This is a genomic window from Bacillus badius NBRC 15713 (assembly GCF_001591605.1).
Lineage (GTDB): Bacteria > Bacillota > Bacilli > Bacillales > Domibacillaceae > Pseudobacillus > Pseudobacillus badius.
The window spans coordinates 13764-34769 of sequence record NZ_BCVF01000037.1 but is presented as its reverse complement, the minus strand read 5'-3'; the positions used below and the strand labels follow the sequence as shown (position 1 = coordinate 34769).

At 45.7% G+C, this 21006-nt stretch carries 18 protein-coding genes; 14 read left to right on the top strand and 4 right to left on the bottom strand.

Annotated elements, in window-relative coordinates; genetic code table 11:
* Positions 1–40: 40 nt before the first annotated feature.
* The 7 genes from BBA02S_RS16050 to glsA all read left to right on the top strand — a co-directional run bounded on the left by BBA02S_RS16050 (position 41) and on the right by glsA (position 8018).
* Complete coding sequence (locus BBA02S_RS16050) at positions 41–679, top strand: methylthioribulose 1-phosphate dehydratase (protein ID WP_041114210.1); 639 nt, start codon at positions 41–43, stop codon at positions 677–679.
* A 90-nt stretch (positions 680–769) separates the two neighbouring features.
* Positions 770–1879, top strand: coding sequence for a sugar ABC transporter substrate-binding protein (locus tag BBA02S_RS16045; RefSeq protein ID WP_041101234.1), 1110 nt, complete (start codon positions 770–772; stop codon positions 1877–1879).
* A gap of 85 nt (positions 1880–1964) precedes the next feature.
* A complete protein-coding gene (locus BBA02S_RS16040; protein ID WP_231557209.1) occupies positions 1965–3458 on the top strand; it encodes a sugar ABC transporter ATP-binding protein in 1494 nt (497 codons plus the stop codon).
* The gene (locus BBA02S_RS16035) at positions 3459–4463 is read left to right on the top strand and encodes an ABC transporter permease (RefSeq protein WP_041101238.1); all 1005 of its coding nucleotides are present in this window, start codon (positions 3459–3461) and stop codon (positions 4461–4463) included.
* A 14-nt stretch (positions 4464–4477) separates the two neighbouring features.
* The gene (gene mtnK / locus BBA02S_RS16030) at positions 4478–5761 is read left to right on the top strand and encodes an S-methyl-5-thioribose kinase (RefSeq protein WP_082028265.1); all 1284 of its coding nucleotides are present in this window, start codon (positions 4478–4480) and stop codon (positions 5759–5761) included.
* A complete protein-coding gene (gene mtnA / locus BBA02S_RS16025) occupies positions 5718–6788 on the top strand; it encodes an S-methyl-5-thioribose-1-phosphate isomerase (RefSeq protein ID WP_041114212.1) in 1071 nt (356 codons plus the stop codon). The genes mtnK and mtnA overlap by 44 nt, the downstream gene beginning before the upstream one ends.
* Before the next feature lie 300 nt (positions 6789–7088).
* Positions 7089–8018, top strand: coding sequence for a glutaminase A (gene glsA / locus BBA02S_RS16020; protein ID WP_041101242.1), 930 nt, complete (start codon positions 7089–7091; stop codon positions 8016–8018).
* A 33-nt stretch (positions 8019–8051) separates the two neighbouring features.
* Here glsA and BBA02S_RS16015 read toward each other — a convergent pair whose 3' ends face one another.
* Entirely contained in the window at positions 8052–9329 is a 1278-nt protein-coding gene (locus BBA02S_RS16015) for an erythromycin esterase family protein (protein ID WP_041114213.1), read from the bottom strand.
* Between the two features lie 186 nt (positions 9330–9515).
* On the opposite strand from BBA02S_RS16015, the gene BBA02S_RS16010 reads away from it, so the two are divergent.
* The 3 genes from BBA02S_RS16010 to BBA02S_RS16000 all read left to right on the top strand — a co-directional run bounded on the left by BBA02S_RS16010 (position 9516) and on the right by BBA02S_RS16000 (position 12197).
* Positions 9516–11462, top strand: coding sequence for an elongation factor G (locus tag BBA02S_RS16010; protein WP_041114214.1), 1947 nt, complete (start codon positions 9516–9518; stop codon positions 11460–11462).
* A 37-nt stretch (positions 11463–11499) separates the two neighbouring features.
* Positions 11500–11841 (top strand): YusW family protein, encoded by a 342-nt coding sequence (locus BBA02S_RS16005; RefSeq protein ID WP_041114215.1) that lies wholly within the window; start codon positions 11500–11502, stop codon positions 11839–11841.
* Between the two features lie 86 nt (positions 11842–11927).
* Positions 11928–12197 carry a hypothetical protein gene (locus BBA02S_RS16000; RefSeq protein WP_041101249.1) on the top strand — a complete coding sequence of 90 codons (270 nt, stop codon included), beginning with the start codon at positions 11928–11930 and terminating at the stop codon, positions 12195–12197.
* A gap of 129 nt (positions 12198–12326) precedes the next feature.
* Here the strand turns inward: BBA02S_RS16000 and BBA02S_RS15995 are convergent, their stop codons facing one another.
* Positions 12327–15371 (bottom strand): efflux RND transporter permease subunit, encoded by a 3045-nt coding sequence (locus BBA02S_RS15995; protein ID WP_041114216.1) that lies wholly within the window; start codon positions 15369–15371, stop codon positions 12327–12329.
* Between the two features lie 402 nt (positions 15372–15773).
* Here BBA02S_RS15995 and hemG point away from each other — a divergent pair, with 402 nt between their 5' ends.
* Together hemG and BBA02S_RS15985 are read left to right on the top strand one after the other, a co-directional pair.
* Entirely contained in the window at positions 15774–17156 is a 1383-nt protein-coding gene (gene hemG / locus BBA02S_RS15990) for a protoporphyrinogen oxidase (protein WP_041114217.1), read from the top strand.
* A gap of 219 nt (positions 17157–17375) precedes the next feature.
* The gene (locus BBA02S_RS15985) at positions 17376–17576 is read left to right on the top strand and encodes a cold-shock protein (RefSeq protein ID WP_041101255.1); all 201 of its coding nucleotides are present in this window, start codon (positions 17376–17378) and stop codon (positions 17574–17576) included.
* An 89-nt stretch (positions 17577–17665) separates the two neighbouring features.
* On the opposite strand, the gene BBA02S_RS15980 is transcribed toward BBA02S_RS15985, so the two are convergent.
* Positions 17666–18508, bottom strand: a complete 843-nt coding sequence (locus BBA02S_RS15980) for an STAS domain-containing protein (RefSeq protein ID WP_041101257.1) — start codon at positions 18506–18508, stop codon at positions 17666–17668.
* Between the two features lie 146 nt (positions 18509–18654).
* Here BBA02S_RS15980 and BBA02S_RS15975 point away from each other — a divergent pair, with 146 nt between their 5' ends.
* Both BBA02S_RS15975 and BBA02S_RS15970 read left to right on the top strand, forming a co-directional pair.
* Complete coding sequence (locus BBA02S_RS15975) at positions 18655–18843, top strand: hypothetical protein (protein ID WP_041101259.1); 189 nt, start codon at positions 18655–18657, stop codon at positions 18841–18843.
* Between the two features lie 71 nt (positions 18844–18914).
* Positions 18915–19907, top strand: a complete 993-nt coding sequence (locus BBA02S_RS15970) for a zinc-binding dehydrogenase (protein WP_041101261.1) — start codon at positions 18915–18917, stop codon at positions 19905–19907.
* 35 nt (positions 19908–19942) lie between these two features.
* Here the strand turns inward: BBA02S_RS15970 and BBA02S_RS15965 are convergent, their stop codons facing one another.
* Positions 19943–20758 carry an arylamine N-acetyltransferase family protein gene (locus BBA02S_RS15965; RefSeq protein ID WP_052475324.1) on the bottom strand — a complete coding sequence of 272 codons (816 nt, stop codon included), beginning with the start codon at positions 20756–20758 and terminating at the stop codon, positions 19943–19945.
* Positions 20759–21006: the final 248 nt, after the last annotated feature.

Sequence of the window (21006 nt, the reverse complement as noted above, 5' to 3'; positions counted from 1 at the left end):
TCGAAGAGGTTTTTTGTATAGAAAGGCAGGTTGATGCAAAATGAGCATATTTATCACCCGTATTCATGAACTGGCAGAAATAAAAGCCGAGCTGGCTGAACGAGACTGGTTTATGGGCACTAGCGGCAATTTATCTATAAAGATTCAGAATAATCCGCTCCAGTTCCTTGTGACAGCCAGCGGAAAAGACAAACGGAAGAGCACGAATGAAGATTTTTTGATTGTTGACAAAGACGGCAGGCCCGTCGGTGAAACCAATGTAAAGCCTTCAGCGGAAACGCTTCTTCATTGCGAAATCTATGAGCGATCAAACGCGGGCTGCAGCCTTCACGTTCATACGGTAGCTAATAATGTGGTCTCCGAGCTGTATGGCGATGAAGGAAAAGTAGTATTTAAAGGGCAGGAACTGATTAAAGCATTTGGCCGTTGGGAAGAAGACGCGGAGTGGGAAGTGCCGATCATTGATAACTATGCTGAGATTCCCAGGCTGGCAGCTGCACTGGCCCCATATGTAAAGGCGGATCAAGGAGCGGTTCTGATCCGCAGCCATGGGATTACCGTCTGGGGAAAGGATGGCTTCGAGGCTAAAAAAGTACTTGAAGCATGTGAATTTCTATTTGAGTACCATCTGGCTCTTTTGCAAGCTAAGGCAAACTTACAGGCGATTAAGCAACTATAACACACATTTATGAAAGGAATGGCGGGAAGGAAAACGGCTTGAATTATTTGAAATAAATTAATTTACAGAAAAGATCCAGGGGGAGTTCAAATGAGAAAATTATTTAAAAAGCTGGCTGTGTCCGGTTTAACCTTCACACTATTATTGACCGGCTGTTCAGCGGGTGAAGAAGGAGCTTCATCATCCAGTGGAAAGACGCCGGGGAAAATTGAAAATGTACCCGAACGATTCGCAAACGGGGAAGAAGTGAAAGTAAAAGTAATCCGCAAAATTGGCGGTGATGACCATACCGCCCAGTTTTTAGCCGGAGCAAAAAAAGAGGGCGAGGAGCTCGGTTTTAAAGTGGATATTTTCACGGCCAACGGCGATACAGCAAAATTCCATGATGCCATTGCACAAGCGGCGAATCAGGATTACGACGGAGTGGTTATTTCTCACGGGGATGACGCCGCAACAGCAGATGCTGTGAAAAAGTTAACGGAGAAAGGAAAAAGCGTGGTCGCGTTTGACTCTATTGAAAAGTTAAAAGAAGTAGAGGGTGTCACGTTGACTTCCCAGGATGACAAAGCGTTAGCTGCCTTGAGCTTGGATCAGCTGGTGAAGGATTTCAATGGAAAAGCCAATATTGCTTATCTGTGGGTCGATGGCTTTCCGCCAATGGTTCGCCGGAATGCTGTATATGAAGAGACATTAAAGAAGAACCCGGGCATTAAAGAGGTAGAAAGATTCGGCGTAGCCGCAGCCGATACATCTGTACAGACCCAAAACGCTGTTCAGGCAATGCTGAAAAAATATCCAAAAGGAAAATTAGATGCCATTTATGCCACATGGGATGCCTTTGCCATCGGCGCAGCCCGCGCCATTAAAGAAGCGGGACGGGAGGAAGTAAAAATTTACGGAATTGACGTTTCCAATGCAGATTTGCAGCTTATACAGGAAAAAGGAAGTTCGTGGAAGTATACAGCAGCCGTCGATCCAGCGCTTATTGGCAAGATTGATATGAGAATCCTCGCCAAGAAATTGGCAGGGGAGGAGACTCCGCAAGAATACGCCTTAGACGCCAGTTTAATTTCCCAAAAAGAATTAGCTTCATCGAAAGAACCGGTAAATATGGAAAGCTTAAAGAGCGTCATTCCAAACTGGGGAAAATCGGATGCTTTTGAAGAAGAGTGGATGAAAACACTGAAAGAACACTATTAAGAAAGGCGGCATTCGCTGATCTGGCAGCGGATGCGTCCGCTTTACTTAATGGCCATCCCCATTTTAGATGAAGGGAACGAGCACAATGATTGAAATGAGAAACATCTCGATTGATTTCCCAGGGGTAGCGGCTTTGAAAAATGTGAATTTCCATGTGGAAAAAGGAACAATTCATGCTTTGATCGGTGCCAATGGAGCGGGAAAATCTACATTGATGAAGGTGCTATCCGGAGCTTATGGCCATTACCGGGGCGAGATTTATTTTCATGGCGAACAAGCGGCCATTCGTTCGCCGAAAGACGCCAAGCAATTCGGTGTGCAAATGGTGTATCAGGAGGTTGATACGGCGCTCATTCCTCATTTAACTGTTGGCGAAAATATTATGCTGGAGCAAATGATTCATGGAATGGGCAGAAAACAGCTGATTCATTGGAAGCAACTTCATAAGCAGGCAGCGGATGTGCTGGCCAATCTGAATGTAGCGATCTCTACCCATAAGCGGGTGGATGAGCTGACCCTCGCAGAAAAGCAAATGGTGCTCATCGCAAGGGCAATTTCCGATCAATGCAGCTGTTTAATATTAGATGAGCCTACGGCGCCGTTAAGCCAGACGGAAACGGAAGAGTTATTCCGATTAATCCGGCTTTTAAAGAAGAAGGAAGTCGCTATTATTTTTATTTCCCACCGGCTGCCGGAATTGTTTGCTATTTGTGAGGAAATAGCCGTGATGAGAAACGGAGAGCTGGTCATGAAAGAAAAGACCGCTTTGACTTCCCCGGATGATGTCATTGAACAAATGCTTGGAAAAACGTTAGATGAACAATATCCTTCCCGCCAGCCTTCAACCGGGGAAACGATTCTTGAAGTGAAGAATCTATCGGATGATCACATGGTCAAAAACTTGAACATTGAAGTGAGGAAGGGAGAAATTATCGGCATTGCCGGTCTCGTCGGCGCAGGAAAAACAGAAATTTGCCAGGCTTTATTCGGTGCGTCTCTTCAGACGTCAGGCGCTATTTTCATCCGGGGCCAGAAAGTAAACATTGCTTCCCCGACGGATGCTGTGCGGCATGGAATGGTTCTCGTGCCTGAAGAAAGACGGAAAGAGGGAATGATCATTTCCGAGTCGGTTGCCACGAATTTAACGGTTTCTGCCATGAGCCGATTTTCTAAGCTTTTCAGTTTTATTGATTTTAAGAAAGAGAAGCGTGCGGCGGAAGACATGATTCAGCGATTGGGCATTGTGACGCCGTCCGCAGAAGCGAAGGTGGCAAATTTATCGGGGGGAAACCAGCAAAAGGTGGTCATTGGCAAATGGCTGCTGGGTGAAGCTGATATTTACATTTTTGATGAGCCGACTAAAGGGGTCGATATCGGAGCGAAGCGGGAGATTTTTGGGTTGATCACTGAGCTTGCTAAGCAAGGAAAGGGAGTAATCTACGCCTCAAGCGAGCTGGCCGATATTGTGGGCATGACAGATCGGGTCTATGTAGTCTATGACGGCGAGGCTGTGAAAGAGGTGCCAACCAGCTCAACAAGCGAAGCAGAAATTTTGTATTACTCAACAGGAGGAAAGTAAATGGCTACAGAACAAATAGTCACAGTGAAAAAACAACCGGTCAAAGAATCTTTTCAGCTGTTCAGCTGGTTTTATAAGTACGGCACTCTGCTGACAATCGGTCTGTTAATCGCTGTTTTTACGTGGGCAAACCCCGCCTTTATCGAAGGCGAAAATATCATTAATATTTTACGGTCAATTTCTATTGTTACGATCATTGCTATCGGTGTAACGATCTCTCTGGCGATTAATGGATTTGATCTGTCTGTAGGATCGACTGCTTCGTTGGCGAATGCACTTGTTATCTCGATGTTTGTCTGGTACTCCCAAAATCTATTTGTCGCTTTAATTGCTGCGTTAGCTGCCGCGATCGCAGTAGGGGCAATCAACGCTTTATTAATCGTGAAGTTTAAAATCCCGGATATGCTTACAACGTTAGCGATGATGTTTATTATTCAAGGAGCCGCTTTGACTTATACGAAAGGGGCAACGATTACTCAAAACATGGTGATGCCGGACGGCTCATTTGCCGCAGGAACCATTAGCCCGATATTTGAAAAAATCGGCCAGGTTCCCTGGATTATTTTCGTAATGGTCGCAGCAGTTGTTCTTGTTCACATCTTTTTGTCATATACCAAGCACGGAAGGTACATGTATATCATTGGCGGCAATCAGGAGGCAGCCCGGCTGTCTGGAATACCGGTCAACAAATATAAAGTCATTGCTTACCTGCTTTCCGCTGTTTGTGCCGCTGTTGGCGGCACAGTGCTCGCCGCGAGGCTTATGACGGCGGAGATCAACGCGGGCTCCCCGTATTTAATGGATGCTGTGGCCGCGGCTTTCATTGGTTTTGCTGTATTTGGAGCTGGAAAGCCTAATGCAATTGGCACATTTATTGGAGCTGTATTAATCGGCATTTTGCAAAACGGCCTTGTTATGATGTCTGTCCCTTACTATGCGATGGATATCGTAAAAGGAGCTGTTTTAGCGTTTGCGCTCGGGCTTACTTATTATAAGCAAAAATAAGGGAGGGGACTCATGTGAGAGATTTTGCATCAGCTTACTTTACGATGAACGAAACAGATGCAGCGGAATATGTAAGGGAAAGGCTGAATATTTTTGCTGAGGATGCGGACTTGGAATGCCGCGAGATCGGGGACGGCAATTTAAACTATGTGTTTAAAGTGACGGATCTTAACAGCGGGCAGTCGATTATTGTCAAGCAGGCAGGTCCGGTGGCCCGCATTTCCGACGCTTTCAAAGTGTCTCCTGACCGCAACCGGATTGAAAGTGAAATATTGGCGCTTCAAGGAGAGCTGGCCCAAGGCTTTGTCCCGAAAGTGTATTCTTACGATCCAGTCATGAATTGCTGTGTAATGGATGATTTATCTGATCATGAGATTATGCGTTCAGCCCTTTTAAATCATAAAAAATTCCCGTTATTTGCTGATCAGATCACAACGTTTCTTGCGCGCACACTGCTGCTTACATCTGATGTCGTGATGGGGCATAAAGAGAAGAAAGGGCGAGTACAGCAATTTACGAACCCGGAGCTTTGTGAAATTACTGAAGATTTAGTTTATACCGAGCCATTCTATAATTGCGAGCAAAATGATGTATTCGAAGGAACGAAAGAGTTTGTTCATCAAACGATTTGGAATGACCGAGAGCTGGCATTAGAAACAGCCAAACTAAAGTTTGACTTTATGACCAAGGCCCAGTCGCTGCTTCACGGCGACCTGCATACCGGCTCGATTTTTATAAAAGAAGATTCAGTGAAAATTATTGATCCTGAGTTCGCGTTTTATGGACCGGCAGGCTATGACATCGGGAACGTTGTGGCGAATTTAATCTTTGCCTACGTTCATGCGAGCTACACAATCAAAGAAGAGAAGAGGAAAAACGAGTATCTTCAGTATTTAGAAGAAACAATTGCTCAAGTCATTGAGCTGTTTTCACGAAAATTCTTGGAGTTATGGGATGAAGCAGTGACTGAGCAAACCGCAACTGTTCCGGGCTTTAAAGAGTGGTATGTAGATTCTATTCTGGAAGATACGGCGGCGGCTGCAGGTCTTGAACTGTGCCGGAGGGTCATCGGCATTGCCCATGTGAAGGATTTAACCTCCATTTCTGATGAAGAAAACAGGGTGGAGGCGGAAAAGATTTGTGTAACAGCCGGAAAAGCGTTTATCCTTGAGCGGGCAAGTATCCGCTCAGGAAATGATTTTGTAAAGGTACTGCGCCGAAGCGTGGATCAGTTTAGTAAAGGGGCAATCAACCATGACAACACCAGTAACAGCCATTCAATCAGTACGGCTGGATGACAACAACGATATTCTTGTGCTTCTCGACCAGACCCTGCTGCCGAATGAAAAGGTCTTTCTGCAACTCTCAACACTAGAAGACATTTGGGAGGCAATCTATCATCTAAAGGTCAGAGGAGCACCCGCTATCGGGATTGCGGCGGCTTATGGCATTTATTTAAGCGTTAAGCGATCCAATGCAGCGTCTTATGCGGAGCTCGCTGATCAATTTCGAAAAGCCAAGCAATATTTGGCGTCCTCCCGTCCGACGGCCGTTAATTTATTTTGGGCGCTGCAGCGGATGGAAGACCGGCTGCATCAAGAAGCAGATCAAAGCGTTGCCGTCATTAAGCAAGCATTGAAGGAAGAAGCGGACAACATCCGGGCGGAAGATGAAAAGGTGTGCCTGGCAATTGGCGAACATGCGCTTTCATTACTGGAGCCAGGATGGGGGCTTCTTACTCATTGTAACGCCGGCACCATTGCAACCGCTAAATATGGCACAGCATTGGCTCCTATCTATTTGGGGCAGGAGAGGAACTATCAGTTCAGTGTGTATGCGGATGAAACGCGCCCCCTGCTGCAAGGCGCCCGCCTGACAGCTTGGGAGCTGCAAGAAGCTGGAGTTGATGTGACGTTAATTTGCGATAATATGGCTTCGATTGTCATGAAAGAAGGAAAGGTGCAAGCCGTGCTGGTGGGCTGTGACCGTGTGGCGGCTAACGGAGATACCGCCAATAAAATCGGCACATCCGGTCTGGCCGTGCTGGCAAAGCATTACGGCATCCCATTTTATGTGTGCGCCCCCTTATCTACAATAGACCAGGGGTGCACATCTGGTGCTGACATTCCAATTGAACTGCGCAGCAAAGAGGAAATAAGCACACAATGGTATGAGAAACCGATGGCTCCTCAAGGCGTAAAAATATACAATCCAGCTTTTGATGTTACGGATCATCACTTGATTACTGCTATTATTACTGAGAAAGGCATCGCTTATGCTCCTTTTGATGAAAGCCTGAGCCGCCTTCTGCAGAAAGAAAATTAAGCGGTCACTCATTGCAAGCATCCATTTATCGCCAAAAGCGGTTCGGAATCTTCGTACTCCGAACCGCTTTTTCCTACCTTTACCGGTCCTGTTGAATGGCATGGAAATCACCCGCCTCCATCCGCCAGCAATTGAACTGATTTTTATTTGGATCACACCGTAAAAGACACGCTAAGGGCAAGCCGCCTTTTTTACAGGAGACCAAGAGCTGAGGCGCACGGGATAAACTTCAATTATTTAGCTGAAACTAATCAAATCAATATCCCGTTTTTAAGAGCCAAAGAACAAAGGAGGATGGGTATGCCTTGCTATTCCAGTGACAAATTAAATGAATTAGTAATGGAAGCAAAAAAATATACAGCACAAGGAAAAGTAGCTGATTATATTCCAGCGCTAAAAAAAGAAAATCCGAATGATCTGTCTATCGCTATTTTTCATTCTGATGGCAAGTGCATTTCGGCAGGGGAAGTAGAGAAAAAAATCACTTTGCAAAGCATATCGAAAGTATTGACGCTGGCGCTTGCTTTAATGGATTGCGGAGAAAAAAGGGTGTTTGAAAAGGTCGGGTATGAACCGACGGGAGACCCGTTCAACTCTATCGTAAAGCTTGAACTGTACAATCCGTCTAAGCCGCTCAATCCGATGATTAATGCGGGGGCGCTGGCTGTGACAAGCATGATCAAAGGATCTTCAATTAATGACAGGCTGGAGCGCATCCGGGCATTTGTCCAACGGCTGGCGGGCGGCCAGCAGCTCAGCTATTCCGAGGAGGTCGCCCGGTCAGAGTTTGAAACAGCGTATCTAAACCGGGCATTATGTTACTTTATGATGGAGCATAAGATTATTGAAGAGAACGTAGAAGAGCTGTTAGAGCTGTATACAAAGCAATGTGCCATTGAGATGAATTGCCTGGACCTGGCCAGAATCGGCTTGGTCTTTGCGATGAATGGAGAGGACCCATTCACGAAAGAACAATTAATTCCAAAAGACATTGTCAGGATATGCAAAACCTTTATGGTGACTTGCGGCATGTATAACGCTGCCGGAGAATTTGCTGTCCGCATCGGCATTCCGGCAAAGAGCGGTGTCTCCGGGGGGATCATGGGAGTAGTTCCTAACCGGTTTGGCATCGGCATATTCGGTCCTGCTCTTGATGAAAAAGGAAATAGCATAGCAGGGCTGAAGCTGCTGGAAATGCTATCGGAACAGTATTCCTTGAGTATATTTTGAAGCTTTTAACTTCCTGAGAGCGGCGGCAAGCCCTTACTTGTTTGGCACGGCTTTCTTTGCTGCTAAAGGTGCGAGGGCTCTTGTTTGGTCAATATAAATGAATGCATCATAACGGCTGGCAATCTGGGAGGGAACATAATTTCCGTAAGCTTCATATTCGGGATCGTACACTACCCCGATCGCTCTATGGCCAATCCAGTTATTAAACAAGGAGCGGTTGTGCTTATTAAAGAGCAGAAGTTTGTTATAGGCGCCTGCTTGGTGGAGAACGGCTTCCCACGAATGCTTTTGTGCAGGCGGAACGTCGATTGTTTGAAACGGGGCTCCCCATTCTTCAGCCGCAATGACGGTGCCGTGATAAGTGCCGAAGCCAACAGCAAATACTTCTTCTTCCTGATTTTGTTCCCGGATAAGCTGGCCGACGTTAATCATCCCTTCGTTTTTCATATCGGTAGCCGATGCATCGCCTATATGGGTATTATGCTCCCAAACAATTAGTTTTGCGTCTTTTCCATGATAACTTCGCAATTCGTTGATCGTTTCTGCCATATGTTCATCACGGATATTCCACGAAAGGATGTCGCTTCTGACCATGGCGCGATAATACCGCTCAGCGTTTTTGGCCACTAGCGCATTGATTTTTAAATTAAGGTCTGCTTCTTCTGTTCCTGCATACTGTTTTTCGTGAGTGCGGATCGAAGCCAGCAGCTTAGAAACTTCTTCTGTGCATCCATCGGAAAAATTCAAAGTAGAAACAGCATAGTTCTCCGGCTGGCGGTTGAAGGGCTCAAAGCAGGAGAATGCTTTCCTGGCCAAAGTTAAATCAATGCCAGCCGGCTTCGTGCGCGATAAGTAATTGAGCACTTCCTCGATCGACTCCCATAAGCTGTATACATCAATTCCATAGAAGCCGACTTGCTGGCGGTCCTTCCTTTTTTCGTTATAAGCCCGCAGCCACTCGATGAGAATGGCCATTTCTTCATTTGCCCACATCCAGGCTGGCCAGCGATCAAAGGCCTGCAATGCCTCTTCTGCCTTCCTCTTTTCCGAGTCGTATCCTTTAATATAACGGTTCACCTGCTGGGCTGCAGGCCAGTCTCCTTCCACTGCAAGAATAGAAAATCCTTTTTCGGTGATCAGCCTTTTAGATAGGGCAGCCCACATAGAATAAAATTCAGAGGTGCCATGACTTGCCTCGCCTAAAAGAACAATGTTGGCTTCTCCGATAGCTTCGATCAGCTTTGTTAAATCCTCATTTGTTTCCAATGGGCTCGCATAGTTCCGAATGGCACCGGCAAGTGAATGATTCATAAATAAAAGCTCCTTTTTTTGATTGGTTATCAAGAGAGTCTGGTTTATTATGCACCTTTACAGCAACAATACCCGTGGCATGAGAGAAGAGAATCTTCCTGAAAATGTGAAGCTGCGGACGGTGGCCGGCCGCATTTTTTGATATAATGCTTTGTATATTTCAAAGAAACATAACAGAGGTGTGCAATGAACAAAACCATCGGTGTATTTGCCCATGTAGATGCTGGAAAAACGACTTTTTCCGAGCAGCTTCTTTATCATACAAACAGCATTAAGCAAAGGGGAAGAGTCGACCATAAGGATGCTTTTCTTGATAGCCATGAGATTGAGAAACAAAGAGGCATTACAGTATTTGCCGATCAGGCGATCATGTCTTATGGAAATTCTGTTTATTATTTAATTGATACGCCGGGTCACGCCGATTTCTCTGCGGAAATGGAGCGTTCTATCCAAGTGCTTGATTATGCCATCATTATCATCAGCGCCGTTGAAGGGCTGGAAGGACATACGGAGACTGTTTGGCAGCTGCTCCGCAAGTATAACGTTCCTGTCTTTTTCTTTATTAATAAAACAGACCGTACCGGTGCAGACGCTCAGCGAGTATTAGAGGAGATCCGGTCTGAATTAACTGGAGAGGTGTTTAATTTAACCGATGATTTTCATCAAGGACATATGAGTGACAATTTCATTGAATTTGTTGCTGAGCGGGATGAAGGCTTGCTTGAGCGCTACCTCGAAGGAGAGTACGAAGAAGATCTATGGCTTCGAACACTCCTTCAGCAGGTGAAAGACAGAAGGATCTTTCCATGTGCCAGCGGCTCTGCGCTTCATGATATCGGGATCGCCGCTTTTCTGGAGAAATTAGAGCGGCTGACGGAGACTGATTACCGGCAGGACGCCCCGTTTTCCGGACGGGTTTATAAAGTAAAGCATGATCTGAATGGAACGAGGATTACGTTTATTAAAGCGTTGAGCGGCACATTGCGCGTGCGCGACGAGATCCAGTACGGAGAGGGAATGAGTGAAAAAGTAACACAAATCAGGGTGTACAACGGCCATAAGTTTCAAACAGCCAATGAGGCGGCAGCGGGTGAGCTGTTTGCCGTGACAGGACTGTCGCAAGCAGGCGCCGGCGATGGGCTTGGCGTATTAAATGAAAAGGGCGCCTATGAAATGGTCCCGACTTTAAAGGCTAAAGTCAACGTCGACTCATCCGTTCATATCAAAGAGGCTTTGCGCTGCTTGAACATGCTTGATGTGGAGGACCCGTCTTTAAATGTCACATGGGAAGAAAGCTTGCAGGAGATCCATATTCACATCATGGGAGCGATTCAACTGGAGATTTTAAAGCAGGTGATTAAGGAGCGGTTTCGCTTTGACATCTCTTTCGGTGACCCGGAAATTATTTATAAGGAAACGATTGCTGCTCCAGTCAGCGGCTGCGGCCATTTTGAGCCGTTAGGCCATTATGCGGAGGTTCATTTAAAGTTGGAGCCGGCAGCCAGAAACAGCGGCATTGCTTTTGAAAATGCGTGTCATGTCAATGATTTAACGATCGGCCATCAAAATCTTATTCGCCATCATCTGTTTGAGAGAGAACACCGCGGTCTTTTAACAGGATCGGGCTTAGCGGATATTCAGATTACGCTTCTTACAGGCCGCGCCCATAACCAGCACACATCGGGCGGGGATTTTCGGGAAGCGGCTTATCGGGCATTAAGACAAGGGCTGGAAAAAGCAGAAAATCTTTTATTAGAGCCTTATTATGATTTTAAAATCAAAGTGGACATGGAGCAGATGGGCAAAGTGCTCGCGGACATCCAGACAGCCCACGGTACATTTGATCCCCCGCAGACGGAGGGGAATAAAGCGGTATTGACCGGAAAAGCACCGGTCGCGACCTTTATGAATTATAGTGCGGACCTTGCCGCTTTTACTCAAGGAAAAGGAATGATCACCCTCGTTTTTGGCGGATACGACTGTTGCCACAATAAGGAAGAGGTGATCGCGAGAATCGGTTATAATAAAGATGCGGACCCTGAATACAGCTCGTCATCCATTTTCTGTTCCAAAGGCCAGGGCTACACTGTTGCCTGGGATGAGGCGGAAGCGAAAATGCATTGCTTGCGGTAGGCGAACAGCAAGGGAAAATCATAAAGGGAGTGAGAGGATGAAAGGGAAGTTAGCGGATTTAAAGTTCAAAGAGTTTGAACTGGAAGTGTCTTATGGAAAAAATAAAGAGTATGAAGCGGAAATCGAGCGAAACAAAAAAAATCGTACAATTAAAGTAAAGATTGAAGACGAGTTAAACGGATTGGATGTGAAGGGGGAGGAAGCATTTAAGCTGCTTTACCCGCGGCTGAGGAAGCTGGACATCAGAAGAAAAATGTCTAAACGGCAAGCGATTAAAAAGGCGCTGCAAGCATTTGAACTGCCTTTTGGCTACAAAGAAATAGAGCTTGAAATTACGTTTAAAAATGGCAAAAAATTAGAAATAGAAGACGAAAAATAAACCGTTTCGATTCACACCGGTGCATAAGGCAAGGGCTATTTTGACATAGTAAAGGCATACCGTATTTGACAGAGAAGGAGGCCTTTATGATGGATCATACAGAAGCCAGCTGGAAAAATGAAAATGTCATTTCGCAATTGCGCAACTCTATAGATAACGTGGCAGAAGCGATGGGGCAGGCGCAATCAAACCCTACAGCTCAGGCAATACAGCGGGTGCAAAACACCGTTCATCAAGCAGATAGCGCTTTGCAGAACGCATGGACGAAAAGTGAACATGCGGAACCGATTCAACGGCTCGAGGAGCAGCTGAATTACAGCAAAAAGCAGCTGGAGCAGCTGAAGCGAAATAAATAAGAAAACCGGTGTCTTTTATCGCAATGGCTGTCTTCTCAGAAGAAAACGGAGCAAAAGCTCTCAAGAGAAGCAGTCAGCTGCAGACATGATAAACATCCCTTTTGGATCGGCCAAAAGGGATGTTTGCTGTTAGCTTATATTTTTTGATAAAGAAGCAGCGTCATCTGCTGTTGTTTGCTTCTTTGCTTCCTTGCGCTTGCTCGTAAATAAGCGGTAGACGGCTGGAATTAAGAACAATGTAATAAAGGTCGCAAACATTAGGCCGCAGATAATGACAGTAGCCATAGGGGCCTGATAGTTGCCGGAAGTGCCTGATGCCAAAGCTAAAGGAATCATGCCGCCAACTGTTGTTAAAGTTGTCATAAAAATTGGGCGCAGACGGGTTTTGCCTGCTTCGGCCAGAGCCTTCTCGACTGTATAGCCTTGTTTGCGGAGCTGGTTTGTACGGTCGATAAGCAGAATAGCGTTGTTTAACACAATGCCAATCAACATGATGACCCCTATGCCGGACATCAGATTCAGCTCTCGTTGGGTAACGAATAGCCCAAGGAGAACGCCAGTGATAGTCATTGGGATCACGGACATCACGATAAGCGGATGGCCTAAATGATTAAATTGTACGGCCATCACTACATATACAAGGAAGAGAGCAAGGACCAAGACGAGAATCATATCCATCATCAATTCCTGCTGCTGTTTAAGATCTCCGGCGGCCGCGACGGTATAGCCGGCCGGGGCTTTAAAATCTTCAATCAGCTTTTGCACATCCCGGTTTACAGCTCCCAAGTCTCTTCCTTCGATATCAGCTGATATGGAAAGAAGGCGTTCGCCGTCTGCATGAGAAATCTCATTAGGCGTTTTCACATTTTTGAAATCGACGAAGGAAGACAGTTTTTCTTTGCCCGTTTTGCCTGGCACTTTCACGTCCAAGAGCGCAGCTTGGGTATTGGTTTTTTCTGACCATTTCATCATTATCGGCACGGTTTCATCCTGCATTTTCATTTCGCCAGCAGGCATTTGCAAGAGCGCCTGTTCAATGAATTGCTTGATTTGTGTTTGTGATAAGCCGGCTTTCTCTATTTCTTTTTCGTTCAGAACGATAACTTGTTCATTTGAAGTTCGATTCATAGAGTGGGTTGCTCCAGTGACTCCATCAATTGTATGAAGCTCTTTCATAAAGTCATCCGCAACAGCTTGCAGCTCGTTGAGATCTTCTCCCTTAATGTTTATTTGGACAGGTGAACTGCCGCCGCCGGACATAGCGCTTTGGACATTTTCAATAGGAACGGTTTTCTGCAGGCTGCGCAGTGATTTCAAAATCTGTTCGTTGACGGTTTTTTGGTCTTCTTTGATCTGATCTCCCTTTGTCATGTTGATAATGGCATAGAACACACCTCCATTATCCATGATATAGTTAGAGTCCACATCCTCAATTGAACGCAGTTTTTCGTTCATTTTTTGTGCCACTTTTTCTTTCTCGTCAGGAGAAAGCCCCGTTTCCAGATTGACCATTAATTCCGTGTAACGATTAAACATATCAGGCATAATCGTCATCGGAATCTTGGCAGCAAGAGATAACGAACCGGCAAACATGATGAAAAAGAGAACGATAACTGCCAGGCTGTTTCGTTTTTTCTTAATGGTCCAAGCGATCATCCGGTTGTAGCCCCGCATGAAAGGCCCTTCCTTGAGTGTTTTCTTTGGTTTTTGGAGCTTTAACAGCTTTTCCGAAAGTGAAGGAATCAGCGTAAAGGCAATAATGACAGAGCTGATGAGTGTGATAGCAACGACTGCGGACAGCATGATCATAAATTGGCCCATATCGCCGCCGATCAGTCCTATCGGCAGAAATACAACGATAGTCGTCAGCATAGAGGCAATAACGGCTGCTGCTACTTCTTTTGTTCCTGCCAGTACCGCGTCAAAATTTCCTAGTCCTTGTTCTTTTTTTCTGTATATAGATTCCAAAATAACGATGGAGGAATCAACCATCATGCCAATCCCCAGCCCAAGGCCGATCAACGTTAAGATGTTGAAGCTGTAGCCGAACATCCACATGGCAGCGAAGGTCAGCAGGACGGAAGTCGGAATTGACAAGCCAATAATAAAGGTTGCCCGAAGGTTCCGCAGGAAAATAAGAAGTACAGCGATAGCGATGACGCCGCCAATCAAAATATTAGCGGTCACGCCGTCTAATGATTCCTTCACATAATCGGCTTGCGCTACGATTTCGTTTAATTCAAACCCTTTCACAAGCTGCTCTTTTTTGATCGTTTTAATTTCCGCCCGTACGGCTTCGGCCATCTCGATTTGCGTCACATCAGAAGTCCGGCCGACCTGCACAAGGATAAAATCTTTGGTCCCGTTTTTCCAGACAAAGGAGGAGTTTTCCTGCGGATGAAGGGAAACGTCCGCTATTTCTTTTAATTTTACGAAACCTGTTGGTGAGGGCAGACTGATATTTTTAATGTCTTCGATATTGGTTAGTTTTGTATCCCAGCGTAAAGAGGGGGACTCTTTGTCACCGCTTAATTCGCCTAAGGTAGCTTCATCATTTGCAGATTGGATAGCTTCTGTGACTTGCTGGATATCCAATCCTTTCTCGGTGAGTTTTTTGCGGTCAAATTCAATAGCTGCTTCATGCTCCAGCACACCGGAAAGTGAGACATCTCTAACTTCTGGCAGTGACTCCAAGCGGGGTTCCAGCACGTTTTTGGCAAAAGAAGACATTTCCTCCATATTTCCGCCGGATACATCTAGAAAAAATTCATAACTCTGGCTCGTTCCATATTGCCCCGACGTAAGATCGGTAATATCGGAAACTTCTGTTTTCAGAGCGTTAGCGGCTGATTCGACTTCCTTATACAGCTCTTTTCCGCGCCCGCGCTCAAAGGTGATTTGAAAGGAGCTGCGTCCGATATTTGTTGTGGATTGGGTGTTTTCTATGCCATCAATGGCCTCTAACCTCTGCTCCAGGGGGATGGTAATGGTCCTTTCCACCTCAGCAGCCGACATTTCACCAGCGCTTATTTCTACAAAAGCGCCATCCATTTCGATCCCCGGCATCAGCTCTTTATCCAGCTTCAGAATCGAGTAGCCGCCGATGATCATAATGAAGATCGTTAGCAATCCAATTAGGATTTTTCTTTGAACAATAAATTTTAAGGCGTTCATCATCATTCTCCTTTTTGTTAATTATGTAACGAGGACCTCAAGTTTCAACTATATGCGTTAAACAGATAGCTTAATTGCAATTAAAATTGAATTATTGCGAAAAATCCAAACGAGTAAAGTTCTGGGAAGATTGGTAAGGACGAACAGTATGTATTTGGTGAGTTCCTTCATCATTTCCCATCCTAACCTATTTCTTCCTCCACTATAATGAACCGCAGACAGATATTTCCCTAAGACTTTAGGCTGAGACGGCTGAAGAGGAGAGAAAGAGATAGCGGGGACAAAAATGGACAAAATGACACAAAATAAACGGATGGATACAGCATAGAAGTGATTCAACGAAAGCTTATTGTGGTACACTTGAAAAGAGTAAAAATGCATCATAAACAGAGGTGTGCATAAGTGAAAACAGTCTTAGTTATCGGCGGCGGCATTACAGGGCTATCCGCCATATATGAATTGCATAAATGGAAACAAGAAACCGGTTCAGAGGTTAGCCTTGTGCTTGCCGAAGCCTCTGGGGAGCTTGGCGGCAAAATCAGCACAGTGAAACAAAGCGGGTTTATCATGGAATCGGGGGCCGATTCGATGGTTACGCGCAAGGCGATTAGCCTGCCAATGATCCAGGAGCTAGGCCTGCAAGAAGAAATCGTATATAATGCCACAGGCCGTTCGTTTATTTATACAGGTGGAGAATTAAAGCCAATTCCTGCGGATGCTGTATTTGGCATTCCGACAAGTGTAGAATCGTTAGCCAAAACTACGCTCGTGTCAGCACAAGGAAAAGTCGAAGCGTTGAAAGACTTTTATTTAAAAAACGAGACCTTTACAAAGAATGACTCTATCGGTGACTTTCTTGAGTACTTTTTCGGCAAAGAATTGGTCGAAAAGCAGATTGCCCCGGTTTTATCGGGCGTGTATTCCGGCCGCCTCAGTGATTTGACGATCGCGTCAACCTTGCCATACTTGCTGGACTATAAGGAAAAGTACGGCAGCATAATTAAAGGGTTGGAGGCTAACAAGGAAAAGTTCCAAAGCAGCGGCAAAAAGTTTTTGTCTTTCAAAGGCGGATTAGACACTCTTATTGACGCATTAGCCAGCAAGCTGAAAGAAGCGGAAATCCGAAAGCATGCGCAAGCGGAGCGGATTGAAAAAATCAATGGCCGTTACCGCGTAGCTTTTACCAATGGCGAAACGATGGAGGCAGATTATATCGTCCTCAGCATTCCTCATACAGCGGCTGAGAAGCTATTTGATGATCAGCCGCTTACCCGGGCCTTTGCTCCTTTCAAAACAAGCTCGCTGATCAGCATATATGCTGGATTTGATGTGCCTGACAGCTTGCTGCCAGAGGACGGCACCGGTTTCATTACGGCGGATGATCCTGACTTGTTGTGCAATGCCTGCACATGGACAAGCCGCAAGTGGGCGCATACGTCGGCGAACGGCAATCTGCTGGTCCGGCTGTTTTATAAAAGCAGCCATCCATCCTTTGCTTCTTTACAAAGCATGGAGAAATCAGAGCTGCTCCGTCTGGCCATGAGTGATATCCGGAAAGCCTTGGGGATGGACTTGGAGCCGGCAGTCAGTGAGATCACTAACTGGTCTGACAGCATGCCGAACTATTTAATTACCCATCCTCAAACCGTCGAAAAACTGGAAAAGACGCTTGCGGCCGGTTATCCAGGCGTGCTGCTGGCCGGCTGTTCCTACTATGGAGTAGGCATCCCGGACTGCATTGAAAACGGCGAAGCGGTTGCCAGACAAATCATCGAGTCGTTTTAAAGAGTTTTCCGTCACCAAAAGAAAAGCCGGTCCAACAAGCTGCTGCTTGTGGATCGGCTTTCTTTTTAGCGGCTTAGCGGTTTCACACGCGCGTGCGTAAAACGCTCTTTTCCTTTCCGCCCGTTTGCTTTTTTGTTAAATAACGTATGAAAAATCAGGAACTGGATACAATAAGTACGTACGACTGAATTGTTATTTAAATGCTAGGAGGCAACAAAAATGGAACACGGAAAAGTTAAATGGTTTAACAGCGAAAAAGGTTTTGGCTTCATTGAGAGAGCAGATGGAGAAGATGTATTTGTTCATTTCTCGGCTATCCAAATCGACGGATATAAAACTTTAAATGAAGGCCAGGAAGTAACATTTGATGTGGAGGAAGGCCAGCGCGGCCTGCAAGCGGCGAATGTAATGCCGGTGTAATTCACTCTATATAAAAACAGACTCACATGCCGGAGTCTGTTTTTTATTGATCCATGCCGCTGGGCGGTGTTGTCCGCCCGCCTGCTTATTTATTGTGTTTTTCTGTCAAAGCCCAAGCTTTTTAGGGCTTCCTGGAGATTCACCTGAGGCTTGAGTTCATCGAAGTCAATACCTAGATTAACAATGGTCTGGGCAATTTCAGGACGGATGCCGGTAATAATTGCCTCAACGCCTGTTAAACGCAACGCCTGGATCACTTGAAACAGCTGATCCGCTACCATTGTGTCAATAATCGGCACGCCTGACACATCGATGATCATATGAGACAAGTTCATTCGAGCTCCTTCATTAAGAGCGACTTCCATGACAAGTTTTGCCCGGTGGGTATCAAGTGTTCCAACTAATGGAATGGCAGCGATTCCTTCAGCAACCGGGACAACCGGGACAGACAATTCCTCAAGTGCTGTATAAGCGATTTTCATCAATTTATTATTATGCGCTTCATAGACTTCCCCGATTACCTTTCCTACCTGATCGATTAAAGGATCAATCATTTTAGAGACATCGAGCATCGTAATAGCCGCAAATTTTCTTTGTTCCAATTCTTCTGTGAATACATCCCAAATGACTGTACGGTAAGTAGCCACCTCTCTTAGAATGCTGCTTAAGGAAATATTATGCTGGATGGCCATTTCAGCTGTTTTCCGTCCCCATTTCTCCACTTCTTGAGAAATAAAATCCACATCTTCATATAAAGCTTTTCCAAAACACAAGATTAAGTGGGCTCTGTACTGTCGTCGTTCCTTGAGGGAGGCGGTATTTTTCACTTCCATTTTTATGTTTTCAGCGGTCATCGCACCCTCTATTCTCTGTGCTAAAGTCAGATGGTTGTCCACAATTTTCTTCCCTATATACAATAGCTCATGTTTCATATACGATACCTCCCCTTGTAATAGTCTTGCTTTTATTATAGTTGATTTGAGGGCTCCAAACAGAAATACTTTATTTTTTCAGAAAATAGTTTAAGATAAGGGATGAATTGCCTTGTATAAGAAAAATGGATAGAGGTGGAAGGTGGATGGCTATTGTATTTGTCTTCATTGTACTTTTATTGAGTGCAGGAGCTTTCGGCACCATTGCCGTTAGTGCAAAAGGAGACGAGGACTATCGGAAGGCAACGAGAGGGAACATGGTTCGTTTGTCTTGGATTTATGCTGCGTTAGTAACCTTTTCGTTGCTGGCAGTAGGCGTGTATATCGTTCTTTAAAAAAGCTGTTGTAGAACCGGGAACAGATCAGTAAAACATAATTTCCTATTATACTAGATGGAGGGATGGGAATGAAAGCAGTAGTTCACGCAGATAAATCAGGAATGGCAGGACTTACATACAGAGAATTCGAAGAAAGAAGCCCTCAGGCAGGAGAGGTGAGCATCCGCTTAAAAACGGCGGGGCTGAACCACCGGGATTTATTTGTCCTTACCCGGCACAAGCCATCCGATCTGCCTTTGATTGTAGGTTCCGATGGAGCGGGAGTGATTGAAGCGATCGGTGAGGGCGTGACAGGCATGAAGCCAGGGGATGAAGTGATTATCAATCCGGGTCTGGGCTGGCAAACAAACAGCGATGCACCTCCGGCAGGGTTTGAAATTGTCGGGCTTCCTGATCATGGCACATTCGCAGAAAAAGTAATTGTTCCTGCTGAAAATGCTGTGCCCAAGCCGGCGCATTTAACGTGGGAAGAAGCCGGCGTTCTATCGCTGGCGGCTTTAACCGCTTATCGGGCATTATTTACGAGAGGCAAAATAGAGAAGGGGATGAAAGTGTTGATCCCTGGCATTGGAAGCGGGGTAGCTACGTTTCTGCTGCAATTCGCCAAAGCCGCCGGGGCTGTTGTTTACGTGACTTCGCGTTCGCAGGAGAAGGCGCAAAAGGCGCTGGAGCTAGGTGCAGATCAGGCACTCGACAGCAATGAAGACTGGGAGAGGGCGCTTGACGGAGAAAAGATGGATCTTGTGATCGAATGTGTAGGAGCAGCTACATTTAATCAATCATTGGCGCAGCTGCGCCCGGGCGGCACAATCGTTACGTTTGGCGCCTCAGCCGGAGATGACGTGAATATAAATTTACGCACCTTCTTTTATGGGCAATTTAATTTGCTTGGTTCTACAATGGGAAGTGCTGAAGAATATAAGGAAATGCTCAAGTTTGTGGAATGCCATCAGCTAAAGCCGGTCATCGATACGGTCTATCCGCTTAGTGAGTTTCATCAGGCTTTTAAACGGCTGGAGGAAGCAGAACAGCTAGGGAAAATCGGCTTCTCTATCAGCTGACCAAAAACCCCGGCATTTGTAATCACCGGGGTTTTTCAGCTTTTGTCTTGGTCGGATGACTGTCTTGCTTTGTATGCTTCAATGGCTTTCGTTAAAGCAGGCGAACAGGAGCCCCGGATAGCTTGAAGAAAATCGTGCTTATCTTCAAAAGAAAAGGTTTCTTCTGTACCATTCTGCCACTTTCTGTGCTGTCTCGCCTCATTAATTGACTCCGTCCCGCTTGTTGAAGCGCGTGCAATCAGCAGCTGTTTATTAAAGGGGGAGTGCGGATGGGCATGAATCAGCTGCTTCATTTCAGACAGCTTTTCCCACGGGGCTGCCTGCCAGTCAAAAGCGTAGCAGAGGTCCCAGTCTCCTTGGCTATTCTGGCATTCTGCGGCGATGGTTCCTTTTTCCGTCCGGCGAGTCCGCAGCCTGAAAGTGCCTGCAGGAGAGATAACCTCAGGTCCATCCAGCTTCAAAGGAGAAAGGGCCAGCCGATTGCCGAAGCCGCTGTCAGCTATATATTTTCCATCATTCAACTGCAAAAGGACAAGCGCATGAGTATGCTCAAGAGCCCATTTCCCGTCGTTATTTACAGTAGCGGCCCCCAGCTCGGCATCAAAGCCAAACTCTTGCAAAACAAGGAGCAGGAGCGCATTGGTTTCATAGCAAAGCCCGCCCCGCTGCGTCTGCACCATCTTCTTTGTTAAAAACTCCGGAGTAATTCTTTCTTCATTTCCAGTCAATACATCTACATTTTCAAAAGGAAACCATTCAGCAAATTTCTCTAAGATAAATGATAGTTGTTTTACCGGCGGCCAGGATTCCGCGTAGCCGCTTTCTTTTATTTTTTCTGCTAGCTGACTCATCGTTTCCCTCCTTTTTAAGGGGTAATTGTCATTGCAGCATAAATCAAAAGATCATCTCTATTAGTATAGCAAGCAGTGAATACCCAAACAAGAAAAGCGGCCTTCTCCATAAAATGACCCGGACAGAATAGACTATTTTAAGAGTTTAAGAGGAATTCTTCTAGAAAAACGCCAGATTGTTTAGTAATTATTCCTCTATTTATAATATTCAGATTGTTATAACATGCCTCTAGAGGTACAAATAAACT

Bases quoted from the DNA above. Each gene is read 5' to 3' on its own strand.
- BBA02S_RS16050 (WP_041114210.1), top strand. From the start codon at position 41: ATGAGCATATTTATCACCCGTATTCATGAACTGGCAGAAATAAAAGCC.
- BBA02S_RS16045 (WP_041101234.1), top strand. From the start codon at position 770: ATGAGAAAATTATTTAAAAAGCTGGCTGTGTCCGGTTTAACCTTCACA.
- BBA02S_RS16040 (WP_231557209.1), top strand. From the start codon at position 1,965: ATGATTGAAATGAGAAACATCTCGATTGATTTCCCAGGGGTAGCGGCT.
- BBA02S_RS16035 (WP_041101238.1), top strand. From the start codon at position 3,459: ATGGCTACAGAACAAATAGTCACAGTGAAAAAACAACCGGTCAAAGAA.
- mtnA (WP_041114212.1), top strand. From the start codon at position 5,718: ATGACAACACCAGTAACAGCCATTCAATCAGTACGGCTGGATGACAAC.
- glsA (WP_041101242.1), top strand. From the start codon at position 7,089: ATGCCTTGCTATTCCAGTGACAAATTAAATGAATTAGTAATGGAAGCA.
- BBA02S_RS16015 (WP_041114213.1), bottom strand. From the start codon at position 9,329: ATGAATCATTCACTTGCCGGTGCCATTCGGAACTATGCGAGCCCATTG.
- BBA02S_RS16010 (WP_041114214.1), top strand. From the start codon at position 9,516: ATGAACAAAACCATCGGTGTATTTGCCCATGTAGATGCTGGAAAAACG.
- BBA02S_RS16005 (WP_041114215.1), top strand. From the start codon at position 11,500: ATGAAAGGGAAGTTAGCGGATTTAAAGTTCAAAGAGTTTGAACTGGAA.
- BBA02S_RS16000 (WP_041101249.1), top strand. From the start codon at position 11,928: ATGATGGATCATACAGAAGCCAGCTGGAAAAATGAAAATGTCATTTCG.
- BBA02S_RS15995 (WP_041114216.1), bottom strand. From the start codon at position 15,371: ATGAACGCCTTAAAATTTATTGTTCAAAGAAAAATCCTAATTGGATTG.
- BBA02S_RS15985 (WP_041101255.1), top strand. From the start codon at position 17,376: ATGGAACACGGAAAAGTTAAATGGTTTAACAGCGAAAAAGGTTTTGGC.
- BBA02S_RS15980 (WP_041101257.1), bottom strand. From the start codon at position 18,508: ATGAAACATGAGCTATTGTATATAGGGAAGAAAATTGTGGACAACCAT.
- BBA02S_RS15975 (WP_041101259.1), top strand. From the start codon at position 18,655: ATGGCTATTGTATTTGTCTTCATTGTACTTTTATTGAGTGCAGGAGCT.
- BBA02S_RS15970 (WP_041101261.1), top strand. From the start codon at position 18,915: ATGAAAGCAGTAGTTCACGCAGATAAATCAGGAATGGCAGGACTTACA.
- BBA02S_RS15965 (WP_052475324.1), bottom strand. From the start codon at position 20,758: ATGAGTCAGCTAGCAGAAAAAATAAAAGAAAGCGGCTACGCGGAATCC.